Origin of the sequence: Nocardia caishijiensis NBRC 108228 (assembly GCF_001612825.1) — a bacterium.
Taxonomy (GTDB): domain Bacteria; phylum Actinomycetota; class Actinomycetes; order Mycobacteriales; family Mycobacteriaceae; genus Nocardia; species Nocardia caishijiensis.
The window spans coordinates 39,407-56,011 of sequence record NZ_BDBE01000027.1; the positions used below are offsets into that span (position 1 = coordinate 39,407).

Sequence of the window (16,605 nt, forward strand, 5' to 3'; positions counted from 1 at the left end):
ACTCAGCTGTCGAATTCGGCGTACAGGGAACGTAATTCGCGAAGGCCGGTGGCGGCGGTCTGCTCGTCTTCCGAGGACATGCGCAGCGCGCGCCGCAATGCCATGGCGTCCAGGTCCTCGATGACCGGATGGAATTCGACCCGAGGCAGGTCGGGGAGCGTGAGGCGGTCGCCGTAGGGGTCACCGGAATCGGCGGTCCGGGTCGACCTTTCGACGCCGCCGATGAGGGTGTCGAGATCGAGCCCGCGCAGAGTGAGGATCTCGCCCGGCTGCTCGTCGAGCCGTTCGGCGAGCAGGTAGCAGACGGCGGCCACGTGTTTACACGGCCAGCCCATGTCGGGGCAGGTGCAGGAGAAGTCGAGTTCGCTGGCGGTGGTCGGCAGCAGGTGCGGGCCGAGCGCGGGCGGTAGCGCACCCGAGGCGATCTCGGCGAGCATGCCCGGGGCTTCGCGGATCTCGGCCAGCAGCAGGTCGATCTCCTCGTCGCGCAGCGGCCGCACCGACAACACGGAGGTGAAGGGGCTCGGCTGACTGCCCTGCACCTCGGCGGTGACCGCACCGCGTTCCACGCGATAGTTCACCACCTGTCCGACCCGCGCATAGGTGCGCCCGCGCGAGAGCCTGCCCGCGTCGGCCACCTTCTCCACCGCCTCGAGCAGCGCCTTCCCCCACCAGGTACGGCCGAACCCACCGCGCGCCCGCGCGCCGCCGCGCACCGGCTTACGTGGCCCGAACTGGCTGAAATCGGCCATCAGTCACCCACCGCCTCGGCACCGAGAGTGAACAGTTCACGCAACTCGTCGGTACCGAGTTCGGTGATCCAGTTCTCCCCCGCGCCGACGGCCAGGTCGGCCAATTGCTTCTTGCCGCTGATCATTTCGTCGATGCGCTCCTCGATGGTGTCGACGCACACCAGTTTGCGGACCTGCACCGCGCGCTGCTGGCCGATGCGGAACGCACGGTCGGTGGCCTGGTTCTCCACCGCCGGGTTCCACCAGCGGTCCAGGTGGATCACGTGATTGGCGGCGGTCAGGTTCAGACCAGTTCCGCCCGCCTTCAGCGAGAGCAGCATCAACGGCGGACCACCCTCGGCTTGGAAGCCGGTGACCATGTCGTCGCGACGCTGCTTGCTCACCCCGCCGTGCAGGAACGGGATGGGCGTGCCGAACCGTTCGGTGAGGAACGGCAGGATCAGGTCGCCGAACTCCCGGAACTGCGTGAACAGCAAAGCCTTCTCCCCGTCCGCCAGGACCGCGTCGAGAATGTCCTCCACCAGGGCGAGCTTGCCCGAACGGTGGCCGCCCCGGCGCAGGATGGGCGATGCGTCGCCGAGGAAATGCGCGGGATGGTTGCAGACCTGCTTGAGCCTGGTGAGGGCGCCGAGCACCGCACCCTTGCGCGCCATGCCCTTGGCGTCCTTCAGTTTCTCCAGCATGTCGTCGACCACGGCCTGATACAGCGCCGCCTGCTCGACGGTGAGGTTGGCGCGCACCGTCATCTCCAACTTCTCGGGCAGATCGCTGATGACCGCCGGATCGGTTTTGAGCCTGCGCAGCACGAACGGGTCGGTGATGAGCCGCAACCGGTCGATGGCCTGCTGGTCGCGTTCGCGTTCGATGGGGACGGCGAACCGAGCACGGAAGGACTGCGGGCTGCCGAGCAGTTTGGGCATGGCGAAATCGAACAGGGCGCGCAGTTCTTCCAGGCGGTTCTCCACGGGAGTTCCGGTGAGCGCCAACCGATGCCGGGCCCGCAACGCGCGGGCGGCCCGGGACTGCCGCGTCGTCGCGTTCTTGATGTGCTGGGCCTCGTCGAGAACGACCCGCTCCCACTGCTGGTCGCTCAGCACCGTCGCGTCGCGCGCGAGCAAGGCGTAGGTGGTGACCACCAAGTCCGAATCCGCCACCGCCGCGGCGAAATCGGCACCCTTGCGCCGGTCGGCGCCATGATGCACCAGAACCCGCAGGTCGGGGGCGAATCGTTCGGTCTCACGCTGCCAGTTGCCGACCACCGACATCGGGCACACCAGCAGCGTCGGCCCCACCTTCTCGCCGGGACCGACCGCCTCCCGTTCGTGGACGAGCAGCGCGAGCACCTGCACGGTCTTGCCGAGACCCATGTCGTCGGCCAGGATCGCACCGCAGTCGAGCCTGCTCATCGTGGCCAGCCAGCTCAGGCCACGCTCCTGATACGGGCGCAGTTGGGCTTTGAGTCCGATCGGCACCGGGACGGGGTCGGGATCGCCCTGCCGGGTGAACAATTCGGCCGCCCACCCGTCGGCGGTGACCTCGGTGAGCGGCACATTGTCGACCCGTTCGGCGGCGAGTTCACCGATCATGTCGGCCAGGGTGACGGGCGAATCGTCGGCGTGCAGCGCCACGTAGCGGGCGGCGGCCGCCAGCGCGCGATGGTCGGCCTGGACCCATTCACCGCGCAACTGCACGAGATCGGATTTGGCGCGCACCAGCCGTTCCATCTCGGCGGGGGTGAGCACCATATCGCCGAGCGCCAATTCCCAACGGTAGGAGAGCAATCCGCTCAGCCCCACGGTGGATTCGGCGGCGGCCGGGCTGCTCACCCGCAGCCGCATGCTCGGTTCGGCGATGTTCCAGGCGCGGGGCAACAGCAGGCGGATCCCGGCCTCACGCAGTGCGTGGGCGCCGTGGGCGACCAGGTCGGCGACGACCTGGGTCGGCAACAGCAGATCGAGGCCGCGCGGGTCGGTCGGCAGGTCGCGCAGGCGCGGGTAGGCCTTGCGGGCCTGGCCCAGCTTCTCGGCGGCCGTGCGCACCAGAACCGGGTCGTCGTCGAGGACGACAGGTTTCGGTGCGTCGTCGACCGGACGCAGGCACACCTGCAGTCGCCACAGCGCCACCGAGTCGTCGTCGGTGGTGAACTCGCCGTCGGGTTCACACAGGCGAAGGACCAGTTCGGGTTCGTCGGCGGCGTAGCCCTCGCGCCACTGCGACAGGGTTTCGGCCAGGCGGTAGGAGCCCGCGTCGAGTGGTGTGTCGTTCACCAGTGCCGCGAGCAGCGGATGGGTCATCGCACGGTGGGTCAGGTACTCGCGGGCGATCGGATCGGTGAGTTCGGTGACCAGGTCGTCGAGCACCGCGGCGGGTGCACCGGCGGCCCGCAGGGCGGCGGGCATCGCGGTGGCCAGTTCGGCCAGCCACGCCCGCTGACGTTGTCCGCCGACCAGCCGCCACCGCACCCACCACTGCCCGTCGGCGCGATCCACCTGCGGCACCACCCGCCCGGCCCGCACCCACCGCTCGATACCACGGGCCACGTGCGCGAGGAAGCGCAGATCGCCGGAGATGTGCTCGCGGGGCAACCTGCTGCGCAGCACGACAGCGGCCGTCGGCGGCGCGAGCGCGTGCGCGCGGACCTCGGCGGGGCCCGGGGTGCCGCCCTCGTCGACGACGAGCACCTGCGCGCGGTGCCGGAACCGCGCGCGCTCGAGGATGTCGCCGAGCACCGAACCCACCGCGACCGGTTGCCCGTCGTGCCACAGCAGCAGGCCCGAACCGGGGGACCACAGACCGTGCAGCATGGTTGCCATCCAAGCAGGAGCCACCGACACCGCACGCGCCCCATCGCTCTGGATTTCTGGGCCACCACGGAACATACTGGGATATCCCCTGGTCACGGCCGGAAGATCACCGGCGACAACTGCATACTCACCCAGGCGAACCGGCCACGAACCGGCTCGGCCGATGAACCCCTTGACTGCGTGCGGAGGGCAGCGATGACGATTCTGCTCCAGGTTCTCGAGCAGAGCTACACCCCGACCACCCCGTGGGAGCGGCGCAAATTCACGTTCATCGATGCCGGGAAGATCGTCGGCATGCGGCTGGACGGTCAGTCCGGCGTATGGATCGATCTGTCCCGGCCCGGTGAATCCCAACGATTGGCCCACACGGCCGATCCGCGCGATTCCATCACCTTCCTGCTCACCGTGTTCGCCAAGATCGCCGAATGCGAGGACCGGGGTGGTTCGTGGCTGATCGGCCACGACGGCACCCACGTCTCCTCGATCGCGGCCACCCGTTTCCCACCGCACGCCGCGGAGCTGGCGGCCGACGACATCCTGGCCCGCGCCTGGTTGTAGGCACCCGCCCCGCGACGACCCGGCGAAGTTGTCGGTGGCATCGGCTACAACCTGTGCATGGGGAGACTCGCGTGGCTCGTCGTGCTGGTGCTCGCGTGCGCCGGGTGTGGGGTGCTGACACCGGAGTCGGTCACGCCCGCACCGGGTAGTCCCACGCGAGCCGAGGTGAGTGCGCTGCTCGATCAGGTGCGCGTCGTCGCCACGCGACCGCGCCCCGGCGGGTACGAACGTGGCTGCAAGGCCGGGCAGGGTTGTGTGTTCGGTCCGGCCTGGTCCGACGACACCGACGCGCCCGGCGGTCACGACGGCTGCGACACCCGCAACAACGTGCTCGCCGCCCAGCTGCGCGACGTGGTTCGACGGGGTCGCTGTGTGGTGGTGGAAGGCGTCTTGACCGACCCCTACACCGGCACCGACATCGCCTTCCGCAAATCCGACGGCGGCGATGTCCAGATCGACCACGTCTACCCGCTCGCCGCCGCCTGGGACATGGGCGCGCACACCTGGCCACCGGACCGGCGTCTGCGTTTCGCCAACGACCTCTCGGTCAATCTGCTTGCCACCGGCAAGGCGACCAATCAGTCCAAGGGTGACGACTCTCCCGGCGAATGGCTGCCACCCGCGAAGCCCAATCACTGTTTCTACGCGGCGAAGTACCTGACCGTCGCCGTCGCCTACGACTTACCGATCACCGCCGCCGACAACACCACCCTCCACGACGTCGCCCGAACGTGCCCTTGACCAGTGCCGTAATCGACGGCACGTGTCGGGGCGTCGGGTAAGTGCTGCTTGGTTGTCAGGCGCCGGTCGCCACCGGACGCTTCGGGTCGTTGGACCACTGGGACCAGGATCCCGGGTAGAGGGCGGCGTCGATCCCGGCGATGGCCAGGGCGGCGATTTCGTGCGCGGCGGTCACGCCGGAGCCGCAGTAGACGGCGACCGGTCCGTCGCCGAACTCGGCGAAGCGCTCACGCAACTCCTCGGCGGTGCGGAAATGACCTGTGGGATAGAGATTTTCAGCGGTCGGCGCACTGACAGCACCCGGGATGTGACCGGCCTGCGGGTCGACCGGTTCCACCTCGCCACGAAAACGTTCGCCCGCGCGGGCGTCGAGCAGGACGCCGCGCCACTTCGCGGCGGCATCGGCGTCGATCACCGGCAGCGCACCGGGGCGAACAACCAGGTCACCGGTGGTCGGGTCGGGTTCGGCGCCGGTCGCGAGTTCGCCGCCGGAGGCGGTCCAGGCGGGCAGGCCACCGTCGAGGATGCGCACATCGCCGACACCCGCCCAGCGCAACAGCCACCACGCGCGAGCCGCCGCCATGCCACCGGTCGCGTCGTAGACGACCACCGGCTCGTCGGTGCCGAGTCCCCAACTGCGGGCGCACTTCTCGAAGGTGCCCGGGTCGGGCAGGGGGTGTCTGCCCCGCGACGGCGACGGTGCGGCGGCGAGCTCGGTCTCCAGGTCGACGAACACCGCGCCCGGAATGTGCCCGTCGAGATAGTGCTGCGGACCGTCCGGGTCGCCGAGCGCCCAGCGCACATCCAGCAGGTGAATCTTGTTCGCCGCCAGCTCCTCCCGAAGCTCGGCCGCCGAAATCAGCACCGCACCCACGCCAACTCCTCACTCCCGGTCCGTCCCCCGCCGCAACCCTACGCACGCGCCCTCGCCCCGACCAGGGGTCACCGCCACCAGAGCGTGGTCATCGAGCGTCCGGCTGGTGCGCGGGCCGGATCAGGCCAGTTTCGACGCACTGGCAGGTGACGCTCGGGTGCGCGTGGGGCAGGATTTGCCGAATGTCACAGGTCTCCACCAGTTCGTCGCCCCAGGCCACCGGGAAACCGGCCGGGCTGGGTCAGCCGCTCGGCGCGGGGGCGGTGACCGCGCTGGTCGGGTTCACCAGTTCCTTCGCCGTGGTGCTGAGCGGGCTGCGTGCGGTGGGCGCGAGTCCGGCGCAGGCCGCGTCGGGGCTGCTCGTGCTGTGTTTCACCCAGGGCATCGGGATTCTGCTGCTGAGTTTCCGGTACCGCATTCCGATCACGCTCGCCTGGTCGACGCCGGGTGCGGCGCTGCTGGTGAGCACCGGGCTGGTGGCCGGTGGATGGCCGGGCGCGGTCGCGGCGTTCGGTGTGACAGGTGTGTTGATCGTCGTCACCGGACTGTGGCAGCGCCTCGGTTCGCTGGTCGCGGCGATTCCCGTGCCGATCGCTCAGGCCATGCTCGCCGGTGTGCTCGTTCCGCTGTGCCTGGCTCCGGTGCAGGCGTTGCGCACCTCGCCCGCGGTGGTCGTCCCGGTGATCGTGGTGTGGCTGGTGCTGCAGCGATACGCACCGAAGTGGGCGGTGCTCGTCGCCTTCGCGACGGCGGCCGTCGGTACCGGCATCGACATCGTGGTCGCCGATCGGCACCTCGAGCTGTCCGCCATGGTCCCGACCCTGGAATGGACTGCCCCGCAGTGGCATTGGCAGGCGATCATCGGGATCGCCGTTCCGCTGTACATCGTCACGATGGCCTCCCAGAACATCCCCGGCGTCGCGGTGATGCGCTCCTTCGACTATCAGGTGCCGTGGCGGCCCGCCATGCTCGTCACCGGGATCGGCACCGTTCTCGGCGCGCCTGCGGGCGGTCACGCCATCAACCTGGCGGCCATCAGCGCCGCCCTCGCCGCGGCCCCGAGCGCGAGCCCGGACCCGAAGCGCCGCTGGATCGCCGCGGCCGCCGCGGGTGCGAGCTACCTCGTCCTCGGCCTGGCCTCCGCCGCCCTGGTCACCCTCATCGCCGCCGCCCCCGCGGGCACCCTGGAAACCGTCGCGGGTCTGGCCCTGCTGGCCACCCTCGCCGCGTCCCTCTCCGCCGCCCTCACCGACCCGGACGACCGCCTCGCCGCCCTGGTCACCTTCCTGGTGGCCGCCTCCGGCACCACCCTGCTCGGCATCGGCGGCGCCTTCTGGGCCTTGCTCGCCGGTCTAGTCGTCCGCCGCATACTCCCAGCTCAGAAGTAGGGCGCTGGGGTGATCTCAGGCCCGACAGCCGGAGCCACGTCCCGTCGATCTCAGTCCGGGTCCGCGAGACGGTCGAGCAGCGGCGCGGTGCGGGGGCCGACGAGTTCGCGCATCACGAGAGCCATGTTGGTGCGCTCGACGCCGGGGATCTTCAGGATCGCGCCCGCGATGCGATAGAGGTCGTCGGCGTCGCGGGCGACGATGCGGACGGTCAGGTCGGTCTCGCCGGTCATCCCGCAGACCTCGGTGACCTCGGGAACGTCGGCGAGTTCGTCCACCACCGCGTCGAGCCGGTGCTGATCGACGACCACCGCGACGAAAGCAGCCAGCGGATAGCCGAGAGCGCGCGGCTCCACCCGGCGCTCGAAACTACCCAGCACCCCACCGCTGTCCCAGCGTGCCAACCGGGCCTGCACGGTGTTGCGTGACAGGCCGAGGCGCGCGGCCAGTTCCACCCCGGTCGCCCGGGGGCTGGCGATCAGTTCGCGCAGCAGACGGGCGTCGGTCGCGTCGAGGGTCACGGCGGGTTCGCGACTGGTCATACAACGCAGTATGACAGCGCGAACCCCCTGAACAGCGTGCATTCTGCTCAGTCTCGTGTCGTTCACTTGCGCAGGCGGCGGTATCGTGGATGCTGTGTGATACACATCGCACTCAGCGATCAGTCGTACTCGCACCGGCCCACAAGGCACGGTGGAGAGGAGGCGATCTCGATGCCGGACAAGCAGACCTACCCGGTCCAGTTGATCCAGCCGGACGGACGTCGCGTATTCGATCGTGAGCACGGCGCGCTGGTCGCCGATATCGATGCCGAACGGTTGCGGGGCCTCTACCGAGACCTCGTGGTGACCCGCCGGATCGACCGCGAGGCCACCGCCCTGCAACGCCAGGGCCAACTCGGCCTGTGGCCACCGATGCTCGGTCAGGAGGCCGCGCAGGTGGGCTCGGCGCACGCGCTGCACCCCGACGACTACATCTTCTGCTCGTACCGCGAGACCGCGGTGGCCTACTGCCGTGGCGTACCGCCGGAGCAGCTGACGCGACTGTGGCGCGGAGCGGCGCACCACTGCTGGGACCCGGACGCGGTGAACATGACCAACGCCAACATCGTCGTCGGCTCCCAGGGCCTGCACGCCACCGGTTACGCCTACGCCGCCCACCTCGACGGCGCCGACATCGCCACCATCACCTACTTCGGCGACGGTGCCACCAGCCAGGGCGATATCGCCGAGGCGCTCGGTTTCGCCGCGACCTGGAGCGCGCCGGTGGTGTTCTTCTGCCAGAACAACCAGTGGGCGATCAGCGAACCGGTCACCGTGCAGAGTCACGTGCCACTGGTGCGCCGCGCCGACGGGTACGGGATTCCGGGTGTGCAGGTGGACGGCAACGACGTGCTGGCCGTGCTCGCCGTGACCCGCCAGGCGGTCGAACGCGCCCGAGGTGGTGGCGGCCCGACCTTCATCGAGGCGATGACCTACCGGATGGGCCCGCACACCACGGCCGACGACCCCAGCCGGTACCGCACCGCCGCCGACATCGAGTACTGGGAGCGACGCGATCCGATCGAGCGGGTACGGCTGCTGCTGGAGCGCGAAGGCCTGCTCGACGAGGAGTTCGCCCGTGCGGTCGCCCACGCGGCCGACGAGGTCGCCGACCGGGTGCGCACCGCGACGCTGCAGATGCCCGACCCCGACCCCCACCGCATGTTCGACCACGTCTACGCGACCCCGCACCCGCTGATCGATGAAGAGGCACAACAGTTCTCGGACTACCTCGCCGAAGGAGCGCAGTCATGATCACCACCTTCGCCGCCGCTCTCAACACCGGACTGCGCCGTGCCATGGAGGACGAGCCGAAGGTGGTGCTGCTCGGTGAGGACATCGGCAAGCTGGGTGGGGTGTTCCGGGTGACCGACACGCTCCAGAAAGACTTCGGCGACAACCGTGTAATCGATACGCCGCTGGCCGAATCGGGCATCGTGGGAACGGCTTTCGGGATGGCGTTACGCGGGTACCGGCCGGTGGTGGAGATCCAGTTCGACGGCTTCGTCTACCCCGCGTTCGACCAGATCGTTTCCCAGGTCGCCAAGATCCACTACCGAACCGGCGGAAAGGTGAAGGCGCCGTTGACGATCCGTATCCCGTTCGGCGGCGGTATCGGTGCCGTCGAGCACCACTCGGAGTCGCCGGAAGTGTATTTCGCGCACACCGCCGGTTTGCGTGTGGTTTCTCCGAGCACGCCCGCCGACGCGTATCACATGATCCGGCAAGCTGTTTCGCTCGACGACCCGGTGGTCTTCTTCGAACCGAAGCGCCGCTACTGGGACAAGGCCGAGGTGGACTTCCACAGCGAGCCCGACCTGCCCCTGCACAAGGCGCGCGTGCTCACCGAAGGTACCGACGCCACCGTCCTCGCCTACGGCGGCACCGTCGCCACCGCGTTGACCGCCGCGAAAATCGCCGGGGAGGAAGGTAACTCGATCGAAGTGATCGATCTGCGCAGCCTGTCCCCGCTCGATGTCGACACCGTCGCCGCATCCGTCGACAAGACGGGACGGCTGGTGATCGTGCACGAGGCGCCGGTGTTCGCCGGGCTCGGTGCCGAGATCGCCGCCCGGATCACCGAGCGGTGCTTCTACCACCTGGAGGCGCCCGTGCTGCGCGTAGGCGGCTACGACATCCCCTATCCCCCGGCTAAGCTCGAAAAGCACCATCTGCCTGATCCCGACCGCATCCTCGCCGCGGTCGACCGCTGCCTAGCCGCATGACGAAAGGTGCGACCGTGCCGCAACCAGCTGGCGACGACGGACACGTGCTCGAATTCCGTCTTCCCGACCTGGGTGAGGGCCTCGCCGACGGCGATCTGGTGTCGTGGGCGGTCGGGGTGGGCGACACCGTGGAACTGAACCAGACCATCGCCGAGGTGGAGACCGCCAAAGCGGTGGTCGCGCTGCCGTCGCCGTTCTCCGGGACGGTCGTCGAACTGCTTGCCTCGCCCGGCGATACGGTCCCGGTGGGGGCGCCACTGATCCGGGTCCGCAACGATCTCGAGGTGACCGAACCGCCCACCGCCGAGGACCGCCGCGACGTGCTGGTCGGGTACGGGCCCGAGGCCGAAGCCACCTCGCGCCGACGCAGGCCCGCACCGTCGACGGCGTCCACGACACCGAGCACACACCGGGCCGCCGCCACCCCCGCTGCCCGGAAGCTGGCCAAGGAACTCGGGCTCGACCTCTGGTACGTCGCGGGTTCGGGGCCCGACGGGGCGGTGACCGTCGAGGACGTGCGGTCGGCCGTGCCGGTCACCGGGCCGCGTACCGCGCCCGACGCCGAGGTCGCCGAACGGAACGGGCACGCCGCGGATGCCCCCGAGCCGGGGGCGCGCGAGGAACGCGCGCCCATCACCGGGATCCGCAAGCGCACGGCCGCCGCGATGCTGGCGAGCGCCCGCACCATTCCGCAGGCGAGCACGTTCGTCACCGTCGACTGCACGGCGTCGATGGAACTACTCGACCACCTGCGGACCACGACGTCGTTCGACGGACTCACGCTCACTCCGCTGGCCCTGGTCGCGCGGGCCGCGCTGGCCGCCATCGCCGAACATCCCGGCATCAACACCGCGTGGGACGAGCAGAACCAGCAGATCGTCACCAAGCACTACGTGAACCTGGGTATCGCGGTCGCCGCCGACCGAGGGCTGCTCGTCCCGAACCTCAAAGACGCGCAGACACTGAGCCTGCGCGAGTTGTGCCGCGAGATCAGCTGGGCCGCCGAGACCGCCCGCTCGGGCAACGCCACCCCCGCCGACCTGCTCGGCGGCACCTTCACCATCACCAACGTCGGCGTCTTCGGTGTCGACACCGGTGTCCCCCTGGTGAACCCCGGCGAAGCGGCCATCCTCTGCCTCGGCTCGATCCGCAAGCGCCCCTGGGTGTTCCGCGACGAACTCGCAATCCGTTGGGTCACGACCCTCGGCCTGAGCTTCGACCACCGTATGGTCGACGGCGAACTCGGCGCCCGTTTCCTCGCCACCACCGCCGGTTTCCTCGAGGACCCACTGACGCTGCTCAGCCGCGTCTGAGCCACCCGATCCGCGAGCGACGAACCCGGACGGCCGCTGGTCCGCAGTCGGCCCCGGCCGGATCGACCGTATAGGTTCGTCGGTGGTGCGACCGCACCGGAACCGCACACAAGGGGGCAGCATGGGATATCCGTATGGGCCACAACAGGGTTACCCACCCGCAGGAAACCCAGCGCAACCCGCACCCGGCTACCCGGCGCCCGGACAGCCATCAACTGGGACACCCGGTTACGGCGCATCGGGTCACCCCCCGCCCGGACACCCGGCACAGGGCTTCCCGGCGCCCGGGCACGGGTCGCCCGGCCGTGGACTCGGATACGCCGCACCGGGCCAGGGCGGCCACGGCTATGGCGTTCCCGGTGTCTCGGGTTACGGCGCTCCGCGAACCGCCAGCGGCGTGACCGCGATCATCGCCGCCGTCCTCGCCGTGCTGGTTTCGCTCGCGACAGCCGCAGCCGCGGTGACCACCTACAACCACCCTGGCGCGTTCGAGTGCGCGGACATCCTCGTCGCACAGCCCGACGGCACCTTCGGATGCACGGAATCGCTCGCCCCGGAAGCACTGTTCTACCTCGCGGTCTGCGCCGCGCTCAGCGTGCTGCTGCTCGTCGGTGCACTGTTGCTGTTCCTGCGCACCACGGCCGGTCGCGTGCTCGTGATGGTCGCGACGGCCCTCAGCGCGCTCGCGGCGGTCGGCTTCACCGTCGCCGACTCGATGTCGATCGGCTTGATCCACGGTCGCCTCTTCGACCTGATTCCGGGCGTCGTGTCGATCGTGGCCCTCGGTCTCGCCGCCGCCCCACCCACCGGCCACTGGATCCGGGCCGCACGACCCCGCCCCGGCTACCACCCCCACTGACCGGAACCGCCCGCGAACCGATGCGCGAGCGGCGGCAGCGCCGCTAGGGTGCGAGCATGGAGACAGCAGGCAAGGTCGCGATCGTCACCGGCGCGGGCGCGGGAATCGGTGCCGCGCTCGCCACCCGACTCGTCGCCGGTGGCGCACGGGTCGTCGTCGCGGATCTCGACGGGGACAGTGCGGCGAAAGTGGCCGCCGAACTCGGCGACAGCGCGACGGCGGTCGGTGGTGACGTGGCCGACGAACAGGTGGTGGCCGAGTTGATCGCGACCGCCGAACGCGAATTCGGTCCGGTCGACCTGTATTTCGCGAACGCCGGGATCGGCGGCGGGCCCGGCCTCGACAGCACCGAGGCCCAGTGGGCCGCCGCGATCGACGTGAATGTGATGGCGCACGTGCGGGCCGCGAAGCTGCTCGTGCCCGGCTGGGTCGAACGCGGCGCGGGGTATTTCGTCTCGACGGCGTCGGCGGCGGGTCTGCTCACCCAGCTGGGTTCGGCGCCGTATTCGGTGACCAAGCACGCCGCCGTCGGGTTCGCGGAGTGGCTGTCGGTCACCTACGGCGACAAGGGTGTTCGGGTGAGCTGCCTGTGCCCGATGGGCGTGGACACCCGGCTGCTCAGCGGCGACCTCATCCCGGAGAACCCGGAGGCGGCGGCGTTCGCGATCAAGGCGGTGAAGACCGCGGGCGCGGTGCTCTCGGCCGAGGAGGTCGCCGACACGGTCGTCGAGGCGATGGCCGCCGAACACTTCCTCATCCTGCCGCACCCCGAGGTGCTGCAGATGTACCGCAACAAGGGCGCCGACTACGACCGATGGATCGCGGGCATGCGCCGCTTCCAGGAAGCACTGCGCGGGTAGAGTTTTCGCGCCTACTCGGTGACCAGTTCCGCCGCGGCCGCGCGAACCACGTCGGGGATCGGGACCGGTTCGCGCGTCTCGGTGTCCACATACACGTGCACGAAATCGCCGGTGGCCGCCAGCTCGAGACCGCCGTCGGTCTCCCGGAAGATCGCCAGGTCGTAGGTGATGCTCGAGGTGCCGAGCCGGGAGATGCGCAGCCCCACCCGCAGCTGATCGGGAAAGCTGACCGAACCGTGGAACCGGCACGAGGTCTGGGCGACCACACCGAGCGCGGGCAACGCGGTGATGTCGGTACCGGTGGCCCGCATGAGCCAGGCATTGACCGCGGTGTCGAAGTAGGAGTAGTAGGTCACGTTGTTGACGTGACCGTACTGGTCGTTGTCGGCCCAGCGGGTCGGCATCGGCCACAGCACGGGGTAATCCATGCCGTCATGATGCCACCGGCTCAGGCCGACGACGACAAGGCCGCTCCCCTACCCTGCCGGTGATCGCGTGGACTCAGCCCGAAGTGCCGTTTGAACGCGGTACTCAGGGCGAACGCGCTGCCGTAGCCGACCTGACGGGCGATGGCTTCCACGGTGGAATCGGTCTCGGCGAGCAGGTCGGCGGCCAGCGACAACCGCCATTCGGTCAGGAACGTCATCGGCGGCTCACCGACCAGCTCGGTGAACCGACGTGCCAGCGCGGCCCGTGACATGCCGACCGCGTCGGCCAGCGCGACCACGGTCCAGGGATGCGCCGGATTGTGCTGCAACAACCGCAGCGCCTTACCGACCAGCGGGTCGCTGTAGGCGTGGTACCAGGCGGGGGCGTCGTCGCGGTCGAACCAGGCGCGCAGGGCGGCGATGAGCAGCAGGTCGAGCAGGCGGTCGAGAACGGCGCTCTGGGCGGGACGGTCTCTGGTGGCCTCGTCGACGAGCAGGTCGAGCAGCCGCGAATCGAGATCGCCGCGCGGCAACACCGCGACCTGCGGGAGGGCACGCAGCAGCCGGGTGCTCACCGCGCCCGCGGATTCGTAGGTGCCGGTGACCATCAAGGCCTCCCCGCTGGGGTCGGTGCCCCACTGGCGAACGCCGAGCGTCAATGTCTCACAGAGGATCTCGCCGTCCGGCTTCGTGGTCACCTGCCCCGGCTGGACGATGATCTGCGGCTCGGTCGCCGGATCATCGGACACCGTATACGGTTGCGGCCCACGGAAAATCACCACATCACCGGCGCCGACCTGCCGCGGCGGACCGGATTCGGTACTCACCCAGCCGTGTCCGCGAATCATGGCGAGCACCGTCAACGGCGCCTGATCCTGCACCCGCAGCGACCACGGCGGGTCGAGCAACGAGCACATCAGAAACGCACCGCGTGCACGTGGGCCCTCGAGCAGACCGGCTAACGCATCCACATCGTTCACAGTAGACGACAGCGCATGTCGGCGAGCGTTCCGACGATGGTGGCTCCGGGCTGCGGACGGTGTACTTATGTCATGACAAAAACCGCTGCTAACCAGCCCCTTTACCTCGTCACCGGCGCCACCGGCAAGACCGGTAGCCGCGTCGCCGCCCTGCTGGACGCGGCGGGCCACGCGGTGCGACGCGGGTCGCGCACCGCCGAGATCCCGTTCGACTGGACCGACCGCGACACCTGGGGCCCCGCCCTGGCCGGGGTCGACGCGATCTACCTCGCCTTCCAGCCCGACCTCGCCGTCCCCGGCGCACCGGACACCATTCGCGCCTTCGCCGCCGCCGCCCGCGCGGGCGGGGTCGGTTCGGTGGTGTTGCTGTCCGGTCGAGGCGAGCCGGAAGCACTGGAATGCGAAGCGGCGGTGCGTGAGTCCGGCCTGGCCTGGACCGTGGTGCGCTGCAGCTTCTTCGCCCAGAACTTCAGCGAGAGCGCGTTCGTCGGCGACGTGCTCGCCGGAGTGGTGGCTTTGCCCAACGGCGATGTGCCCGAACCGTTCGTGCACGCCGACGACATCGCCGAGGTCGCCGTCGCCGCGCTCACCGACGCCAGCCACGCGGGCGAGGTCTACGAACTCACCGGTCCCCGCGCGCTCACCTTCGCCGAAGGGGTCGCCGAGGTGGCCGAGGCCACCGGCCGTGAGATCGCCTTCGTCCCGCTCACCAGGCCCGAATTCGTCACCGCCCTGGGCGAACTCGGCCTCCCCGGACCCGAGATCGCCCTGCTCGACTACCTGTTCGGCACCGTCCTCGACGGCCGTAACTCCGCCCCCGCCGACGGTGTCCAGCGCGCCCTCGGCCGCGCACCCCGCGACTTCACCCAGTACGCCAAGGAGGCCGCCGCCACCGGAGTATGGACCCCGCAGTAGGCCCTCGACGATGGATCACCACGCTCTGCTGGCGCGACATGCCGCCACCAGAGCGTGGTGATCTTGAATGCGGGAGGTGCCCGAGCAATGGCCGGTAGCGTCGATGAGGTGACGCCAGCGATTGATCGTCGGCTGCGGTCGGCCAGGGGGGCGGTGTTCGGCGCGTTCACGCTGAACGGGGTGCTGCTCGCGATGTGGGTGGTGCATATTCCGGCGATCACCGATCGGACGGGGGTGTCGGCCTCGACGCTCGGGATCCTCGTGTTGCTGCTGGCCGCGACGGCGCTGGTGGGGATGCGGCTGGCCGGTCCCGCCGCCGACCGGTTGGGTAGCCGGACGCTGGTGGCGCTGGCCGCGTCGGCGATCTCGGTGACGATCCTCGGGCCCGGACTGGCGACCGGACCGGTGAGCCTGGGAATAGCGCTGGCCTGCTTCGGTTTCGGCAACGGCGCACTCGACGTCTCGATGAATGCCCAGGCGGTGCTCGTCGAACGCGCCTACGGGCGCCCGATCATGTCGGCCTTCCACGCCATGTTCTCGGCGGGCGGTTTCGGCGGCTCGCTGATCGGCGCCGCGACCCAGCGTGCGGGCATCGCACCCGAGGTGACACTCGCGGCCGCGAGCCTTCTCGGGCTGGCGGTCACCGCGACCCTGGTCCCCCGCCTCGTCGCACAACACCGCGAACCCCCTTCCCACCCGGAGCACTACGGCCCGCCGAGTACCGATACCGACACTCCCACAACCGAACTGGACCCCGGCCGGAAGGGGCCGCGCCGCGATGACGAGGCGAGCAGCCGACCTGTCCACCGAAACCGGAAAGTACTGTGGCTCGGTCTGATCGCCTTCGTACTCCTGCTGGCCGAAGGTGTTGCCGCGGATTGGAGCGCGTTGCAGGTTCGCGAGCACCTCGAGGTGTCCGAGGGCGAGGCGGCGCTGGCGTTCGGCGCGTTCTCCGCGACCATGACCATCGGCCGGTTCCTCGCCGACCGGGTGAGCGCGGCGATCGGCCCGGCGGCGCTGCTGCGCTACGGAAGTCTGTTGTGCGCGGCCGGTTTCGGGATCGTCATCGTCTCGCCCTGGCTGCCGCTCTCCCTCGTCGGTTGGGCACTGTGCGGGATCGGGCTCGCGGGCGGAGTGCCCCAGATATTCACGGCGGCAGGCAATCTGGGTGGCCCGAAGGCGGCCACCGAGATGTCGCGCGTCTTCACCATCGGCTATCTCGGCTTGCTCGCGGGCCCGGCGATGATCGGCTGGCTCACCGCGATCGTGCCGCTCACCGCCGCGCTGATCGTCCCCCTCGTCCTCACGCTCGCCTGCGCGGCGGCCGCCTCTGTCGTGCACCGGTGACCACCGCTCGGTCGTAGCG

At 69.8% G+C, this 16,605-nt stretch carries 16 protein-coding genes; 10 read left to right on the plus strand and 6 right to left on the minus strand.

Going from position 1 to position 16,605, the window contains the following annotated elements; translation table 11 throughout:
• Nucleotides 1-2: 2 nt before the first annotated feature.
• Both NC7_RS10780 and NC7_RS10785 read right to left on the minus strand, forming a co-directional pair.
• Nucleotides 3-752: an SWIM zinc finger family protein gene (locus NC7_RS10780; protein ID WP_067981490.1), complete on the minus strand. Its 750-nt coding sequence runs from the start codon at nucleotides 750-752 to the stop codon at nucleotides 3-5.
• Nucleotides 752-3,556: a DEAD/DEAH box helicase gene (locus NC7_RS10785; protein ID WP_444979995.1), complete on the minus strand. Its 2,805-nt coding sequence runs from the start codon at nucleotides 3,554-3,556 to the stop codon at nucleotides 752-754. Before NC7_RS10785 ends, NC7_RS10780 begins: the two co-directional genes overlap by 1 nt.
• A 195-nt stretch (nucleotides 3,557-3,751) precedes the next feature.
• On the opposite strand from NC7_RS10785, the gene NC7_RS10790 reads away from it, so the two are divergent.
• Together NC7_RS10790 and NC7_RS10795 are read left to right on the plus strand one after the other, a co-directional pair.
• Nucleotides 3,752-4,114 carry a hypothetical protein gene (locus NC7_RS10790; protein ID WP_067981494.1) on the plus strand — a complete coding sequence of 121 codons (363 nt, stop codon included), beginning with the start codon at nucleotides 3,752-3,754 and terminating at the stop codon, nucleotides 4,112-4,114.
• A 57-nt stretch (nucleotides 4,115-4,171) separates the two neighbouring features.
• On the plus strand, nucleotides 4,172-4,855 hold the full coding sequence (locus NC7_RS10795; protein ID WP_067981496.1) for an HNH endonuclease family protein: 684 nt from the start codon (nucleotides 4,172-4,174) through the stop codon (nucleotides 4,853-4,855).
• Between the two features lie 55 nt (nucleotides 4,856-4,910).
• On the opposite strand, the gene NC7_RS10800 is transcribed toward NC7_RS10795, so the two are convergent.
• Nucleotides 4,911-5,729, minus strand: a complete 819-nt coding sequence (locus tag NC7_RS10800) for a sulfurtransferase (RefSeq protein WP_067981498.1) — start codon at nucleotides 5,727-5,729, stop codon at nucleotides 4,911-4,913.
• Between the two features lie 182 nt (nucleotides 5,730-5,911).
• Here NC7_RS10800 and NC7_RS10805 point away from each other — a divergent pair, with 182 nt between their 5' ends.
• Nucleotides 5,912-7,117 carry a benzoate/H(+) symporter BenE family transporter gene (locus NC7_RS10805; protein ID WP_067981500.1) on the plus strand — a complete coding sequence of 402 codons (1,206 nt, stop codon included), beginning with the start codon at nucleotides 5,912-5,914 and terminating at the stop codon, nucleotides 7,115-7,117.
• A gap of 50 nt (nucleotides 7,118-7,167) precedes the next feature.
• Here NC7_RS10805 and NC7_RS10810 read toward each other — a convergent pair whose 3' ends face one another.
• Complete coding sequence (locus NC7_RS10810) at nucleotides 7,168-7,659, minus strand: Lrp/AsnC family transcriptional regulator (protein WP_067981501.1); 492 nt, start codon at nucleotides 7,657-7,659, stop codon at nucleotides 7,168-7,170.
• 171 nt (nucleotides 7,660-7,830) lie between these two features.
• On the opposite strand from NC7_RS10810, the gene pdhA reads away from it, so the two are divergent.
• From pdhA to NC7_RS10835, 5 genes are all read left to right on the plus strand, one after another.
• Entirely contained in the window at nucleotides 7,831-8,913 is a 1,083-nt protein-coding gene (gene pdhA / locus NC7_RS10815; RefSeq protein WP_067981503.1) for a pyruvate dehydrogenase (acetyl-transferring) E1 component subunit alpha, read from the plus strand.
• A complete protein-coding gene (locus NC7_RS10820; protein WP_067981505.1) occupies nucleotides 8,910-9,884 on the plus strand; it encodes an alpha-ketoacid dehydrogenase subunit beta in 975 nt (324 codons plus the stop codon). Before pdhA ends, NC7_RS10820 begins: the two co-directional genes overlap by 4 nt.
• On the plus strand, nucleotides 9,881-11,197 hold the full coding sequence (locus tag NC7_RS10825; protein WP_067981507.1) for a dihydrolipoamide acetyltransferase family protein: 1,317 nt from the start codon (nucleotides 9,881-9,883) through the stop codon (nucleotides 11,195-11,197). Before NC7_RS10820 ends, NC7_RS10825 begins: the two co-directional genes overlap by 4 nt.
• Before the next feature lie 397 nt (nucleotides 11,198-11,594).
• Nucleotides 11,595-12,056, plus strand: coding sequence for a hypothetical protein (locus NC7_RS10830; RefSeq protein ID WP_067981508.1), 462 nt, complete (start codon nucleotides 11,595-11,597; stop codon nucleotides 12,054-12,056).
• Nucleotides 12,057-12,112: 56 nt separating this feature from the next.
• Nucleotides 12,113-12,916 carry an SDR family oxidoreductase gene (locus NC7_RS10835; protein WP_067981510.1) on the plus strand — a complete coding sequence of 268 codons (804 nt, stop codon included), beginning with the start codon at nucleotides 12,113-12,115 and terminating at the stop codon, nucleotides 12,914-12,916.
• An 11-nt stretch (nucleotides 12,917-12,927) separates the two neighbouring features.
• On the opposite strand, the gene NC7_RS10840 is transcribed toward NC7_RS10835, so the two are convergent.
• Both NC7_RS10840 and NC7_RS10845 read right to left on the minus strand, forming a co-directional pair.
• Nucleotides 12,928-13,344: an acyl-CoA thioesterase gene (locus NC7_RS10840; protein ID WP_067981515.1), complete on the minus strand. Its 417-nt coding sequence runs from the start codon at nucleotides 13,342-13,344 to the stop codon at nucleotides 12,928-12,930.
• A gap of 20 nt (nucleotides 13,345-13,364) precedes the next feature.
• Nucleotides 13,365-14,315 (minus strand): AraC family transcriptional regulator, encoded by a 951-nt coding sequence (locus NC7_RS10845; RefSeq protein ID WP_067981657.1) that lies wholly within the window; start codon nucleotides 14,313-14,315, stop codon nucleotides 13,365-13,367.
• Nucleotides 14,316-14,396: 81 nt separating this feature from the next.
• Between NC7_RS10845 and NC7_RS10850 the strand changes: the two genes are divergently transcribed.
• Together NC7_RS10850 and NC7_RS10855 are read left to right on the plus strand one after the other, a co-directional pair.
• Nucleotides 14,397-15,239, plus strand: coding sequence for an NAD(P)H-binding protein (locus NC7_RS10850; RefSeq protein WP_067981516.1), 843 nt, complete (start codon nucleotides 14,397-14,399; stop codon nucleotides 15,237-15,239).
• 87 nt (nucleotides 15,240-15,326) lie between these two features.
• The gene (locus NC7_RS10855; protein WP_067981517.1) at nucleotides 15,327-16,586 is read left to right on the plus strand and encodes an MFS transporter; all 1,260 of its coding nucleotides are present in this window, start codon (nucleotides 15,327-15,329) and stop codon (nucleotides 16,584-16,586) included.
• Nucleotides 16,587-16,605 lie beyond the last annotated feature (19 nt).